The organism is Stutzerimonas nosocomialis (assembly GCF_005876855.1).
In the GTDB taxonomy this organism is placed as follows: domain Bacteria; phylum Pseudomonadota; class Gammaproteobacteria; order Pseudomonadales; family Pseudomonadaceae; genus Stutzerimonas; species Stutzerimonas nosocomialis.
The window spans coordinates 147943-161605 of record NZ_QLAE01000006.1 but is presented as its reverse complement, the minus strand read 5'-3'; the positions used below and the strand labels follow the sequence as shown (position 1 = coordinate 161605).

The following is a 13663-nucleotide window of genomic DNA, read 5'->3' as shown; positions in this document are numbered from 1 at the left end:
GGAAACACTCACCGGGCTTCGCCGGTAGAGCGGGAAAAGCGTCTTGTTATGGAATGCGAAGGGGGCGGTGGGCGGCCGGACGCCGCCCACCGCAGGCTTCAACGGGTGTTCTCGACCCCGTAGAAGGAGTTGCGTCCGAAGGGACTGATCTCGAAACCCTTCACGCTGGTGCGCATCGGCTGGTACACCGTCGAATGCGCGATCGGGGTGATCGGGACCTGTTGCTTGAGGCGATGCTGGGCCTTGACGTAGAGCGCCGTGCGCTCCTCCTGGTCGGTGACGCGCTTGGCGGCCGTGACCAGCTCGTCGTATTCGGGGTCGCACCACTTGGAGAAGTTGTTGCCGTCCACCGAGTCGCAGCCGTACAGCGTGCCGAGCCAGTTGTCCGGGTCGCCGTTGTCGCCGGTCCAGCCGATCAGCATCGCGTCGTGCTCGCCGGCGTGGGCGCGCTTGATGTATTCGCCCCATTCGTAGCTGACGATGCGCGCCTTGATGCCGACCTTGGCCCAGTCGGCCTGCAGCATCTCGGCCATCAGCTTGGCGTTGGGGTTGTAGGGACGCTGTACCGGCATCGCCCACAGGGTGATCTCGGTGCCTTCGGCGACACCGGCGGCCCTGAGCAGCTCGCGGGCCTTGTCCGGGTCGTAGGCGGCGTCCTTGATCGTTTCGTCATAGGACCACTGGGTCGGCGGCATGGCGTTGACCGCCAGCTGGCCTGCGCCCTGGTAGACCGCTTCGATGATGGACGCCTTGTTCACCGCCATGTCCAGCGCCTGGCGCACTTCGAGCTTGTCGAACGGCGCGCGGGTGACGTTGTAGGCGATGTAGCCAAGGTTGTAGCCCGGCTCGGTGGGGACGTTGAGGTTCGGGTCCTTGAGCAGCGCGGCGAGGTCGGCCGGACGCGGGTTCAGGGTGATCTGGCATTCGCCGGCGCGCAGCTTCTGGGCACGCACCGAGGCGTCGGTGCTGATGGCGAAGATCAGGTTGTCGAGCTTCACATCCTCCGGGTTCCAGTACTCCTTGTTGCCCTTGAAGCGGATCTGGGCGTCCTTCTGGTAGCGGCCGAACACGAACGGGCCGGTGCCGATCGGTTTCTGGTTGATCTCCGAAGCCTTGCCGCTTTCGAGCAGCTGGTTGGCATATTCGGCAGAGTGGATGGCGGCGAAGTTCATCGCCAGGTTCTGGATGAAGGCGGCGTCCACGTTGTTCAGGACGAACTTCACGGTCAGGTCGTCGACCTTTTCGATGCTCGCGATGTTCTTGTCCAGGCCCATGTCGACGAAGTAGGGGAACTCGGTGGGGTAGGCCTTGCGGAACGGATGCTCCCTGTCGAGCATGCGATTGAAGGTGAACAGCACGTCGTCGGCGTTGAAGTCGCGCGTCGGCTTGAAGTAATCGGTGCTGTGGAAGCGTACGCCGGGGCGCAGCTTGAAGGTGTAGGTGAGCCCGTCTTCGCTGACCTGCCACTCGGTGGCCAGTGCCGGCTTGGCCTTGGTGCCGCCGCGCTCGAACTCGGCCAGGCGGTTGAACACGGTTTCGGAGGCCGCATCGAAGTCGGTGCCGGTGGTGTACTGGCCCGGATCGAATCCACCCGGGCTGCCTTCGGAGCAGAACACCAGGTTGCTGGCCGCCTGGGTCAGGGGCGAGCCGAAGATCAGTCCAGCGGCGAGCAAAGCCCGGATCGGGGTGTTCAAGCGCATGCAAAACCTCATTTGTTTTTTCTAGTTTTGAGGGGCGGCGGGGACCGCTCATGATTTCTGCCGTCGCGTGCGTGACGATCCTGCCAGCGCTACGAGAACTACCGGACCTGCAGCCACAGGGTAGCGGCTGCGAGAAGCTGGGCTGGAAATTAAGTCATGCTGAAATTACGGTCAACAAAAATTAAGCAGTGCTAAATTTTGTCGTCATCTTGGTGCGTTAGTGGATCACTTTGGTGCAATTGCCTAGCGATTGCTGTGATCGTCGAACAACACCATGGTGGTGACCGTCAGCACTTCGGCAACCTCGTCGCCGACGTTCGCAAGGTGGTGTGCCTTGCCGGCGTCGAAGTGGATCGAGTCCCCGCTGGCCAGCGGGTATTCGCGCCCGTCGACGTGGTAGACGATGCGCCCCGAGAGCACGTAGGCGAACTCGGCGCCTTCATGGGAAATCAGCTCGGACTGATAGCCGACCGGCATGCTCATCTTCACCGCGTTGATCTGGTTGCCGGGAAAGCTGCTCGACAGCCGCTCGTAGGCCAGCGGTTGCCCTTCGATGGTGTAGCGCACCCGTTCGCCCTGGTGGGAGTCGGGCTGGGGTTGCGCCGGCTGGTCGAACAGCACGTTCATCGGCACGCCGAGGGATTTGGAGATGCTGGCCAGCGAGGAGATGGATACGCCGGTGAGGTTGCGCTCGGCCTGGGAGAGGAAGCTGGCCGTGAGCCCGGATTCGCTGGCCACCTGGTTGAGCGTCTTGTTGGCGGCCCGCCGGTAGCGGCGCAAGCGTTCGCCGATGCGATCTGCAGTCATGGGGTCGGCCCGTGGGGAAAGGGGCAGTATACCGGCCAGCGAAGCGCTGCGAAGGCGGTCCGGCCCTGGGCTGTTTGCAACATTTTGCAGAAAAGCTTTGCCTGAAAATTTAAGCTGTACTTAAATCTGGCCGCACAAGACATCGATCCGGAGTGGCAAACATGACCTTGGGAGTGGGGGGCAGTACGCCCGAGCAGGCGCTGGCGCGGCTGCGCGACATGACGGCGGGCGCTCGGCCCATCGCGCTGGACGAGTACCAGGCCCGCCTCGATCGGGCCCAGGCGCGGATGCGCGAACTCGGCATCGGCGCCCTGTTCATCGGCGCTGGCAGCAACCTCGAATATTTCACCGGCGTTCGCTGGAACCCCAGTGAACGCATGGTCGGTGCGATCCTGCCCGCCGACGGCGCCCTGGAATACCTGGCGCCGGCCTTCGAGGAGGGCACCATCCTCGACTTTCAGGTGGTCGAAGGCCCGGTGCGCCTGTGGGAAGAGCACGAGAGCCCCTATCGCCTGCTGCTCGAGCGGCTGCAGGCACTGGGCGTGGTCGGCGATCGCCGGGCCGCCCCACGCGTGGGAATCTGTTCGTCGCTGCCGTTCTTCATGTACGACGGCATCCGCCAGCTGACGATGGGCTACGAGTTCATCGATGCCGGCGTCGTGACCAGCTACTGCCGTCAGCGCAAATCGGCGGCCGAGATCGCGCTGATGCAGCGTGCCAAGGAGATGACCCTCGAGGTCCACAAGGCCGCCGCCAGCATCCTGCGCGAGGGCATCACCACCACCGAGGTGAGCGAATTCATCCACCAGGCCCATCGTGCGGTCGGCGCGTCCGGCTCGTACTTCTGCATCGTGCTGTTCGGCCCGGCCAGCGCCTTTCCCCACGGCGTCAGGCATGCGCAGACGCTGCGGCAGGGGGACATGGTGCTGATCGACACCGGCTGCCGGCTGCACGGCTACCTGTCGGACATCACCCGCAGCTATGTCTTCGGCGAGCCGAACGAGCGCCAGCGGGCCTTCTGGAACATGGAGAAGGATGCCCAGCTCGCGGCGTTCGCCGCCGCCCGGCTCGGCGCCCGTTGCGAGGAAGTGGACGAGGCGGCCCGCGCGTCCCTCGAAGCCGACGGCCTCGGCCCGGGTTACCAGTTGCCCGGTCTGCCGCATCGCACCGGACACGGCATCGGCCTGGACATCCATGAAGGCCCCTACCTGGTCCGTGGAGACGAGACGCCGCTGGACGTGGGCATGTGCGTGAGCAACGAGCCGATGATCTGCGTGCCCGGCGAATTCGGCATTCGCCTGGAGGATCACTTCTACATGAGTGAAACCGGCCCGCGCTGGTTCACCGAGCCGAGCCACAGCGTGGACGACCCCTTCGGCCTGAACCGCTGAGGCCGGGCCGGCGGCCAATCGCCCCGGTTTCGCGGGCGGGCCGCCCGCCATGGCCCAGGCACCGGCCGAAAACGGTGCCTGGCCCCGGTGTTGCTACTTCTCGAGGCTGACGCCGTAGAAGGAGTTGATGCCGAACGGGCTGATCTTGAAGTCCTTCACCTGGGTGCTCATCGGCTGGTAGACCGTCGAGTGGGCGATGGGCGTTATCTGGACGTTGGCCTTGAGCAGGTGCTGGGCCTGCTTGTACAGCTCGGTGCGCTCCTCGGAATCGGTGATGGCCTTGGCCTTCTTGATCAGCGCGTCGAACGGCTTGTCGCACAGGCGGCTGTAGTTGTTGCCGCCGATGGCGTCGCAGCCGTAGAGCACGTTGAGCCAGTTGTCCGGGTCGCCGTTGTCGCCGGTCCAGCCGATCAGCAGCGTGTCGTGTTCACCGGCCTTGGCGCGCTTGTTGTACTCGCCCCATTCGTAACTGACGATGCGCGCCTTGATGCCGATCTTCGCCCAGTCGGACTGGATCATCTCGGCCATCAGCCGCGCGTTGGGGTTGTAGGGGCGCTGTACCGGCATCGCCCAGAGGGTGATCTCGGTGCCTTCGGCGACCCCGGCGTCCCTGAGCAGCTGCCTGGCCTTGTCCGGATCGAAGGGGGTGTCCTTGATGGTGTCGTCGTAGGACCACTGGCCCGGCGGCATGCCATTGACCGCGAGCTGCCCGGCGCCCTGGTAGACGGCGTTGATGATCGCCGGCTTGTTGATCGCCATGTCCAGCGCCTGGCGCACCTCGAGCTTGTCGAACGGCTTGTGCTCGGTGTTGTAGGCCAGGTAGCCGAGGTTGAAGCCGGGCTGGTCGGGCATCTTCAGCTTCGGGTCCTTTCTCAGTGCGTCGAGTTCGGCCGGGCGCGGGAACAGCGTGATCTGGCATTCACCGGCGCGCAGTTTCTGCATGCGCACCGAGGCGTCGGTGTTGATGGCGAAGATCAGGTTGTCGATCTTCACGTCCTCGGGCTTCCAGTATTCGGTGTTGCCCTTGTAGCGAATCTGGGCGTCCTTCTGGTAGCGGCCGAACACGAACGGGCCGGTGCCGATGGGCTTCTGGTTGATCTGCGCGGCCTTGCCGGCCTTGAGCAACTGGTCGGCGTATTCGGCGGAGTGGATCGAGGCGAAGCTCATCGCCATGTTCTGGATGAAGGCGGCATCGACGCTATTGAGGGTGAAGCGCACGGTGTGGTCGTCGAGCTTCTCGAGGCGGGCGATGTTCTGGTCCATGCCCATGTCGGTGAAGTAGGGGAACTCCGTGGGGTAGGCCTTGCGGAAGGGGTGTTCGGTATCGAGCATGCGCTCGAAGGTGAACAGCACGTCGTCGGCGTTGAATTCGCGGGTCGGCTTGAAGTAGTCGGTGGTGTGGAACTTCACGCCCTTGCGCAGGTGGAAGGTGTAGGTCAGGCCGTCGTCGGAGATGTCCCACTTTTCGGCAAGCCCGGGTTCCACCTCGGTACCGCCGCGCTCGAACTGCGACAGCCGGTTGAAGACGGTTTCGGCCGCTGCATCGAAGTCGGTGCCGGTGGTGTACAGGCCCGGGTCGAATCCGGCCGGGCTGCCTTCGGAGCAGAACACCAGGTTGGCGGCCTGAGCCAGTGGCGCGCCGGCCAGCAGGCCGGCAGCGAGAAGATAAGGGAATATCGCGGTGGTGCGCATTAAGGACCCTCTGATCGTTGTGCTTCGGTTGAGCCTCTTGGGCTTCATTGAAGCTAGCAAGAGGTATGCCGTTGGCAAGCCGGCCCCTTGCGAGGCCGGTCGAGGGTCCGTTCCGGGTGCGGGATCAGGGCAGCAGGACTTCGATCACGCCGTTGGCGTTCATGGTTACCTGGCGGGTGCCGGCTTCGATCTCGGGTGCGATCGAGTCTTCCATGCGGCTGCTCTTCATCGCCATGCTGCGCATCATCACCGGCTGGTAGCCATTGCTGTCCAGGTTCAGGCTGACCACCTTGTAGTCACGGCCGCCCAGCGCTTCGGTCGCCAGTTGCGCGCGGGCACGGAACGCGGTGATCGCGTCCTTGAGCAGGGCATCCTCGTTCTGCTTGCGGATGCCATCGGAAACGCTGAACTGCATGCTGCCCATCTTCAGGGTGTTCATCAGCTCGCCGGTGAGCTTGGACAGCGCGGCGAAATCCGAACCCTCCAGGCGCAGCTCCGCGCGTTCGCGCCAGGCCGTGATCTGCTGCCCCTTTTCCTCGTAGACCGGGTAGCTGTTGCGGCTGCCGAGGCTGACCGTCACGCCCTCGACCTTGCGCGCACGCGCCAGCGCTTCGTTCATCACCTTGGAGGTTTCGGCGGCCAGCTGCGTCGGATCGTTGTGCTGGGTCTCGTTGTAGAGCGTCACGTGCATCCGGTCGTGGGCCACCTCGCTGCTGACTTCGGCGCGCAGCGAAATCTGGTTGTAGCGCGGCTCCTCGGCCATCGCCGGCAGGGCGACGGTGGCCACGGCGAGCAGTCCGAGGGCGGCGAACGACGGTCTGGTTGCGTACATGGGGGTTTCCTTGGTGGGGAGTGTCGGCAGAGCGTTGCAGACTTTGGCCGGCGGGTCGAGCCGGCTACGCTCGTAATGCGGCGCGTTGCCGCATCCGAGCAGTCCCCAGGCGCCCTTGGTTATACTCGCCGCTCCTTTGGAGAGCCCATGTACGCACCCGTTCAGCTGCTTTCGGCGAGCCGTCAAAACCTCAAGAGACTCACGCTGATCCGTTCCCTCGTGCTGGTCGCCCAGGCGGGCTCGGTAGGGCTGGCCTATGTCGCGAACCTGGTGACGCTGCCGTGGACGGCGCTGTGCATCACCCTGGCGATTTCCGCCTGCCTGTGCCTGGCGACGGCGATCCGCCTGCGTGGTCCCTGGCCGGTCACCGAACTCGAGTACGCCTCGCACCTGGGCTTCGACCTGATCATTCACAGCCTGCTGCTGTTCTACACCGGGGGGTCGACCAACCCCTTCGTCTCCTATTACCTGGTGCCCTTGACGATCGCCGCGGCGACGCTGCCGTGGCTCTATTCGATGGTGCTGTCGGCGCTGGCGCTGGCCGGCTACACCGCCCTGCTGCTGTGGTACGACCCGCTGCACCTGGATGCCGCCGCCCGGGCCACCATGCAGGTCTACGGCATGTGGCTGAGCTTCGCCCTGGCCGCGGCGCTGATCACCTTCTTCGTCGCACGCATGGCCGAGGAGCTGCGTCGCCAGGAGCAGCACCAGGCCCAGCGCCGCGAGGAAAGCATGCGCGACCAGCAGCTGCTCGCCGTGGCCACCCAGGCCGCCGGCGCCGCCCATGAGCTCGGCACGCCGCTGGCGACCATGAGCGTGCTGCTCAAGGAGCTGCGCCAGGAGCACAAGGAGCCGCAGTTGCAGGACGATCTGGCCCTGCTCCAGTCGCAGGTACAGCTGTGCAAGGAGAGCCTGCAGCAGCTGGTGCGCGCCGCCGAGGCCGACCGCCGCCAGGCGATCGTCGAGCAGACGGCGCGCGAATGGGTCGAGGCGGTGCTCAAGCGCTGGCACCTGATGCGCCCGGAGGCCAGCTACCGGTTCCAGTGCGTGGGGCGTGGCAGCGCTCCGCGGATGATGCCGCCAGCCGACCTGAGCCAGGCGCTGCTCAACCTGCTCAACAATGCCACCGACGCCAGCCCCGACGACCTCGACATTCGCCTGGACTGGGATGCGCAATGGGTCAAGCTGACCATTCGCGACAACGGCGCCGGCGTGCCGCTGGCGATCGCCGAGCAGATCGGTCGGCCTTTCTTCACCACCAAGGGCAAGGGTTTCGGCCTTGGCCTGTTTCTCAGTCAGGCCAGCGTGACCCGTGCCGGCGGTACAGTGAAGCTGTACAACCATGAGGATGGCGGCACACTGACCGAATTGCGGCTGCCCCACGGCGCCGCGCGTGCCTGAATGGCCACAGCGAGGATTAGCGAGATGAGCACCGAGGATCTGCAACTGGACGGCGACGAACACCACAAGCTGCTGCTGGTGGACGACGACCCCACCTTCACGCGGGTGATGGCGCGGGCGATGAGCCGCCGTGGCCTGCAGGTGAGCATCGCCGGCTCGGCGGACGAAGGGTTGGCGCTGGCCAGGCAGGACGTCCCCGATTACGCCGTGCTCGACCTGAAGATGGAGGGCGATTCCGGTCTGGTGCTGTTGCCCAAGCTGCTGGAGCTCGATCCGGAGATGCGTGTGCTGATCCTGACCGGCTATTCGAGCATCGCCACCGCCGTCGAGGCGATCAAGCGCGGCGCCTGCAACTACCTGTGCAAGCCGGCCGATGCCGACGACGTGCTGGCCGCACTGCTTTCGCAGCACGCCGACCTGGATACCCTGGTGCCGGAAAACCCGATGTCGGTCGACCGCCTGCAGTGGGAGCACATCCAGCGGGTACTGGCCGAGCACGAGGGCAACATCTCCGCGACCGCGCGCGCCCTGGGAATGCACCGCAGGACGCTGCAGCGCAAGCTGCAAAAACGCCCGGTACGTCGCTGATTTGGTTCGCCGGCGCAAGGCCATGCGCCGGTGGGCTTGCTAACATAAGGCCATCCCTTTCTTTCGCAGGCCCGTGCATGTACGCCCTGTTTCAACAGACCGTGGGGATCACCGCTCCGGTCTTCGCCATGTTGTTTCTCGGCGTCCTGCTCAAGCGCTTGGGCTGGATCGACATCGCCTTCGTCAACATGGCGTCGGCCCTGGTGTTCAAGGGCACGATGCCGACCATGCTGTTCCTCGCGATCCTGCACGCCGACCTCAGCCAGGCGGTCAAGCCGACGGTGATCGGCTACTTCGTCCTGGCGACCGTGGCCAGCTTTCTGATCGCCTGGGCCTGGGCGATCTGGCGCTGCCCGCTGGCCGACCGTGGCGTCTACGTGCAGGGCGCTTTCCGGGGCAACAACGGCATCGTCGGGCTGGCGCTGGCCACCAGCATGTACGGCGACTACGGGCTGTCGCTCGGCGGCGTGCTCGCCGGCGTGGTCATCCTGGTCTACAACACGCTGGCGGCGGTGATCCTGGCGCTGTACAGCCCGAGCGTGAAATCCGATGCCTGGAGCATCTTCAAGAGCATCGTCAGCAACCCGCTGATCATCGGCGTGGTGGGTGCGATTCCGTTCGCCTACTGGCAGATCGGCCTGCCCGCCTGGGTGCTGACCTCGGGACAGTACTTCGCCCAGATGACCCTGCCGCTGGCGCTGATCTGCATCGGCGGCACCCTGACCCTCGGCATGCTGCGCGACAGCGGCACCCTGGCCCTGAGCGCCAGCGCCATGAAGATGATCTGGCTGCCGGGCCTTGCCACCCTTGGCGCCTGGGCGCTGGGTTTTCGCGGCGCCGACCTGGGCGTGCTGTTCCTTTATTTCGCCAGCCCGACGGCGGCGGCCAGCTTCGTCATGGCCAAGGCGGTCAACGGCAACCACCAGCTGGCCTCCGGCATCATCGTGATGACCACGCTGGCGGCCGCGGTGACCACCAACGTCGGCATCTTCGTGCTGCAGTGGGGCGGCTGGATCTAACCTGCGTTAGCCGCGCTGCTGCTGCCAGGCGCGGACCCCGATCACCAGCAGGGTGATCGCGGTCAGCGGCAGGGCGTACCAGAGCATCGCGTGGCCGAAGGTCTGGGTGAAGCCCGCACCGGAGGCGTTGAGCACCAGGTAGGCGGTATAGGCCAGGTAGTAGGCGACGAACAGCAGGCCTTCCCAGCGGTTGATCAGATGCCCCGAGAAGAAGATCGGCAGGCAAGCCACGGCCACGGCGATCATCACCGGGAAGTCGAACGCCAGGGCGCTGGCCGAGACCACGATCGCCTGGGGCGAGACCAGCGAGGCCAGGCCGAGGACGCAGAGCAGGTTGAAGATGTTGCTGCCCACGACGTTACCCACGGCGATGTCACGCTCGCCCTTCAGGGCGGCCAGGATCGAGGTGGCCAGCTCCGGCAGCGAAGTGCCGATGGCGATCACCGTCAGGCCGATCACCAGTTCCGACAGGCCCAGGGCGCGCGCCAGACTGACGGCGCCTTCGACCAGCAGGTTCGAGCCGATCACCAGCAAGACCAGACCGGCCACCAGCAAGCCCAGGTTGATCGCCCAGGCGTAGGGCTTGGGCGTTTCGGTCAGGCCGAATTCCTCGGCGAACTCGTCCGGGCCGTCCGGTGCCTGCTCGCGCTTGCTCTTGATGATCAGGAACAGCGTGTACGCCACCACGCCGGCGAACAGCAGCGCGCCGTCCAGCCGGCTCAGCCTGCCGTCCCAGGCCAGGGCATAGGTGACCAGGCTCGCGCCGATCATGATCGGCACGTCGAGGCGGATCAGCTGGCGCGACACCACCAGCGGTGCGATGAGCGCCGAAACGCCGAGGATCAGCAGGACGTTGGCGATGTTGCTGCCCACCACGTTGCCGATCGCCAGGTCGCCGCTGCCTTCGAGCGCCGACTGGACGCTGACCGCCGTTTCCGGCGCGCTGGTGCCGAATGCGACGACGGTCAGGCCGATCACCAGCGGCGGGATGCCGAATTGCGCGGCGAGCTTGGCGGCGCCGCGTACCAGCACTTCCGCGCCGGCGACCAGCAGTACGAGGCCGGCGATCAGGTAGACGAATGTCATGGGTGTCATGGTGCAAGGGTTTCCGGAGTTCAGGGTTGTTGGGAAAGGGTTTCGCCGCGCTGGCGGCGCCAGGCGCGTATCGCCAGGACCACCAGCGTCAGCGCGGTCAGGGGCAGCACGTACCAGGCCATCGCATGCACGAACAGGGCGATCACCGGCCTGCCGGTGGCGAACAGCACCAGATAGGCGGTATAGGCCAGGTAGTAGAAGAAGAACAGCAGACCTTCCCAGCGGCTGATCTGGTAGCCCGAGAAGAAGATCGGCAGGCAGGCGAGGAATACCGCCATCATCACCGGGAAGTCGAAGGCCAGCGCATTGGGCGAGATCGACAGCCCGCTGGGCGCGACCAGGGCCGCGGCGCCGAGCACCAGCAGCAGGTTGAAGATGGAGCTGCCGACGATGTTGCCCACGGCGATGTCGCGTTCGCCCTTGAAGACCGCGAGCATCGAGGTAGCCAGCTCGGGCAGGGAGGTGCCGACGGCGATCACCGTCAGGCCGATGATCAGTTCCGACAGGCCCAGGGCCCGGGCCAGCGACACCGCGCCTTCCACCAGCAGGTTGGACCCGCCTATCAGCAGCACCAGGCCCACCACGACCAGCAGCAGGTTGATCAGCCAGGCGAATCGCCCCGGTTTTTCCTTGAGCGCGAATGCCTCGTCGAATTCGTCAGGCTCTCCCGCCGGGCGCTTGCTGCGGCGGCTGAGCACGATCAGCAGCACGCAGTAGCCGACCACCGAGGCGAACAGCAGCGCGCCGTCCAGGCGGTCCAGCGTGCCATCCCAGGCCAGGGCGAAGGTCAGGACGCCGGCGCCGATCATGATCGGGACGTCGAGGCGGATCAGCTGGCGGGAGACGATCAGCGGCGCGACCAGCGCCGACAGCCCGAGGATCAGCAACACGTTGGCGATGTTGCTGCCGATCACGTTGCCCACGGCAAGGTCGCCGCTGCCGCCCAGCGAGGCTTGCACGCTGACGGCGGTTTCCGGTGCGCTGGTACCGAAGGCCACCACCGTGAGGCCGATGATCAGGGGCGAGATACCGAAAATGGCCGCCAGGCGCGACGCCCCGCGTACCAGGACTTCGGCTCCAATCACCAGCAGCACCAGACCGGCGATCAGGTAGACGAAGATCAAAAGGGTCATGTTCAACTCCACGAAACAAAGGCGGCACCAGACTGCTCGCCATCAGACAGTCGGGTCGGGGCAGGGTGCCCGTCAGCGGTCCAGCTGCTCGATGCGCACCCGCGAAACACCCTGCCTGACGATGCCCAGCTCCGCGGCGGCCTTGTGCGAGAGGTCGATGATCCGCCCACGGCCATAGGGGCCGCGGTCGTTGATTCGAACCTCGACGCTGCGCCCGCTGGCCAGATGGGTGACCCGCACCCAGGTGCCGAACGGCAGCGTGCGATGTGCCGCGGTCATGGCGTGCTGGTCGAAGGTCTCGCCGTTGGCGGTGCGCTTGCCGTGGTGCTGCTTGCCATAGAAGGAGGCGAGTCCCTCCGCGCTGTAGGTGGCTGGTGCCGGCGCTGGCACGGGCACGCTCGCGGGCGGTCGTTCGACCGGCTCGTGGGTGGTACAGCCGGCCAGCAGCAGGGTCGTTAGTGTCGCAAGGGTGATCGCACGCAGCATGGGTTTCCTTCCTGACAAGAAAACGCCGGGCGTACCCGGCGTCGATCCTTGGAGGCTCGATCAGCCGTCGAGTTTCTTCTTCAGCAATTGGTTCACCTGGCCAGGGTTGGCCTTGCCCTTGGACGCCTTCATCGCCTGGCCGACGAAGAAGCCGAACATCTTGCCGCGCTTGGCTTCGTCGCTGGCGCGGTACTGTTCGACCTGCTCGGCATTGGCGGCGAGCACCTCGTCGAGCATCGCCTCGATGGCGCCGGTGTCGGTGACCTGCTTGAGACCCTTCTTCTCGATGATTTCATCCGCGGTGGCGCCTTCGCCAGCGGCCAGCGCTTCGAAGACCATCTTGGCGATCTTGCCGCTGATGGTGTTGTCCTTGATGCGCTGGATCATCCCGCCCAGTTGTTCGGCCGATACCGGCGACTGGTCGATTTCGAGGTTGTCCTTGTTGAGCAGGCTGGACAGCTCGCCCATCACCCAGTTGGCGGACAGCTTGGCATCGCCGCAGGCCTTCTGCACGGCTTCGAAGTAGTCGGCCAGTTCGCGGCTCGCGGCCAGTACCGTGGCGTCGTAGGCGGACAGCCCGTACTGGCTTTCGAAACGCTCGCGCTTCTGCACCGGCAGCTCCGGCAGGCTGGCGCGAACCTCGTCGAGGAAGCTTTGCTCGATGACCACCGGCAGCAGGTCGGGGCAGGGGAAGTAACGGTAGTCGTTGGCTTCCTCCTTGCTGCGCATCGAGCGCGTCTCGTCCTTGTTCGGGTCGTACAGGCGGGTTTCCTGGACGACCTTGCCGCCGTCCTCGATCAGCTCGATCTGGCGCTGCACCTCGTGGTTGATCGCCTTCTCGATGAAGCGGAAGGAGTTGACGTTCTTGATCTCCGCGCGGGTGCCGAACTCGGCCTGGCCCTTGGGGCGAACCGAGACGTTGCAGTCGCAGCGCAGCGAGCCTTCGGCCATGTTGCCGTCGCAGATGCCGAGGTAGCGCACCAGGGCGTGGATGGCCTTGACGTAGGCCACCGCCTCCTTGGCGCTGCGGATGTCCGGTTCGGAGACGATTTCCAGCAGCGGCGTGCCGGCGCGGTTCAGGTCGATGCCGCTCATGCCGTGGAAGTCTTCGTGCAGGCTCTTGCCGGCGTCTTCTTCCAGGTGCGCCCGGGTGATGCCGATGCGGCGCGTGGTGCCGTCTTCCAGGGTGATGTCCAGGTGTCCCTTGCCGACGATGGGGTGATCCATCTGGCTGGTCTGGTAGCCCTTGGGCAGGTCAGGGTAGAAGTAGTTCTTGCGCGCGAAGACGTTCTTCTCGGCGATCTCGGCGTCGATCGCCAGGCCGAACTTGCAGGCCATGCGCACGGCTTCGGCGTTGAGCACCGGCAGGGTGCCGGGCATGCCGAGGTCGACCAGGCTGGCCTGGGTGTTGGGCTCGGCGCCGAAGGCGGTGGCGCTGCCGGAGAAGATCTTCGATTGGGTGGCGAGCTGTGCGTGGATTTCCAGCCCGATCACGGTTTCCCATTGCATGTGTGTCGTC

General features: G+C 65.5%; 12 protein-coding genes. 4 read left to right on the top strand and 8 right to left on the bottom strand.

Features of this window, described 5'->3' with window-relative positions; translation table 11 throughout:
• Nucleotides 1-98: 98 nt before the first annotated feature.
• Entirely contained in the window at nucleotides 99-1700 is a 1602-nt protein-coding gene (locus tag DN824_RS05795; protein WP_138407396.1) for an ABC transporter substrate-binding protein, read from the bottom strand.
• A 243-nt stretch (nucleotides 1701-1943) separates the two neighbouring features.
• Nucleotides 1944-2507, bottom strand: a complete 564-nt coding sequence (locus DN824_RS05790) for a helix-turn-helix domain-containing protein (RefSeq protein WP_138407395.1) — start codon at nucleotides 2505-2507, stop codon at nucleotides 1944-1946.
• A 161-nt stretch (nucleotides 2508-2668) separates the two neighbouring features.
• On the opposite strand from DN824_RS05790, the gene DN824_RS05785 reads away from it, so the two are divergent.
• The gene (locus tag DN824_RS05785; RefSeq protein ID WP_138407394.1) at nucleotides 2669-3898 is read left to right on the top strand and encodes a M24 family metallopeptidase; all 1230 of its coding nucleotides are present in this window, start codon (nucleotides 2669-2671) and stop codon (nucleotides 3896-3898) included.
• Between the two features lie 93 nt (nucleotides 3899-3991).
• Here DN824_RS05785 and DN824_RS05780 read toward each other — a convergent pair whose 3' ends face one another.
• Both DN824_RS05780 and DN824_RS05775 read right to left on the bottom strand, forming a co-directional pair.
• The gene (locus DN824_RS05780) at nucleotides 3992-5590 is read right to left on the bottom strand and encodes an ABC transporter substrate-binding protein (RefSeq protein ID WP_414718395.1); all 1599 of its coding nucleotides are present in this window, start codon (nucleotides 5588-5590) and stop codon (nucleotides 3992-3994) included.
• A 124-nt stretch (nucleotides 5591-5714) separates the two neighbouring features.
• Nucleotides 5715-6422, bottom strand: a complete 708-nt coding sequence (locus DN824_RS05775) for an SIMPL domain-containing protein (RefSeq protein WP_138407393.1) — start codon at nucleotides 6420-6422, stop codon at nucleotides 5715-5717.
• Nucleotides 6423-6569: 147 nt separating this feature from the next.
• Here DN824_RS05775 and DN824_RS05770 point away from each other — a divergent pair, with 147 nt between their 5' ends.
• The 3 genes from DN824_RS05770 to DN824_RS05760 all read left to right on the top strand — a co-directional run bounded on the left by DN824_RS05770 (nucleotide 6570) and on the right by DN824_RS05760 (nucleotide 9430).
• A complete protein-coding gene (locus DN824_RS05770) occupies nucleotides 6570-7823 on the top strand; it encodes an ATP-binding protein (RefSeq protein ID WP_138407392.1) in 1254 nt (417 codons plus the stop codon).
• Nucleotides 7824-7847: 24 nt separating this feature from the next.
• Complete coding sequence (locus tag DN824_RS05765; protein ID WP_138407391.1) at nucleotides 7848-8411, top strand: response regulator transcription factor; 564 nt, start codon at nucleotides 7848-7850, stop codon at nucleotides 8409-8411.
• 77 nt (nucleotides 8412-8488) lie between these two features.
• Nucleotides 8489-9430 (top strand): AEC family transporter, encoded by a 942-nt coding sequence (locus tag DN824_RS05760; RefSeq protein ID WP_138407390.1) that lies wholly within the window; start codon nucleotides 8489-8491, stop codon nucleotides 9428-9430.
• 6 nt (nucleotides 9431-9436) lie between these two features.
• Here DN824_RS05760 and DN824_RS05755 read toward each other — a convergent pair whose 3' ends face one another.
• The 4 genes from DN824_RS05755 to gatB form a co-directional block, all read right to left on the bottom strand.
• Complete coding sequence (locus DN824_RS05755; protein ID WP_138407389.1) at nucleotides 9437-10525, bottom strand: calcium/sodium antiporter; 1089 nt, start codon at nucleotides 10523-10525, stop codon at nucleotides 9437-9439.
• Between the two features lie 20 nt (nucleotides 10526-10545).
• Nucleotides 10546-11658 (bottom strand): calcium/sodium antiporter, encoded by a 1113-nt coding sequence (locus DN824_RS05750; RefSeq protein ID WP_138407388.1) that lies wholly within the window; start codon nucleotides 11656-11658, stop codon nucleotides 10546-10548.
• Between the two features lie 72 nt (nucleotides 11659-11730).
• A complete protein-coding gene (locus DN824_RS05745) occupies nucleotides 11731-12144 on the bottom strand; it encodes a septal ring lytic transglycosylase RlpA family protein (protein ID WP_138407387.1) in 414 nt (137 codons plus the stop codon).
• Nucleotides 12145-12204: 60 nt separating this feature from the next.
• Nucleotides 12205-13653, bottom strand: coding sequence for an Asp-tRNA(Asn)/Glu-tRNA(Gln) amidotransferase subunit GatB (gatB, locus tag DN824_RS05740; protein ID WP_241666560.1), 1449 nt, complete (start codon nucleotides 13651-13653; stop codon nucleotides 12205-12207).
• Between the last annotated feature and the right edge of the window lie 10 nt (nucleotides 13654-13663).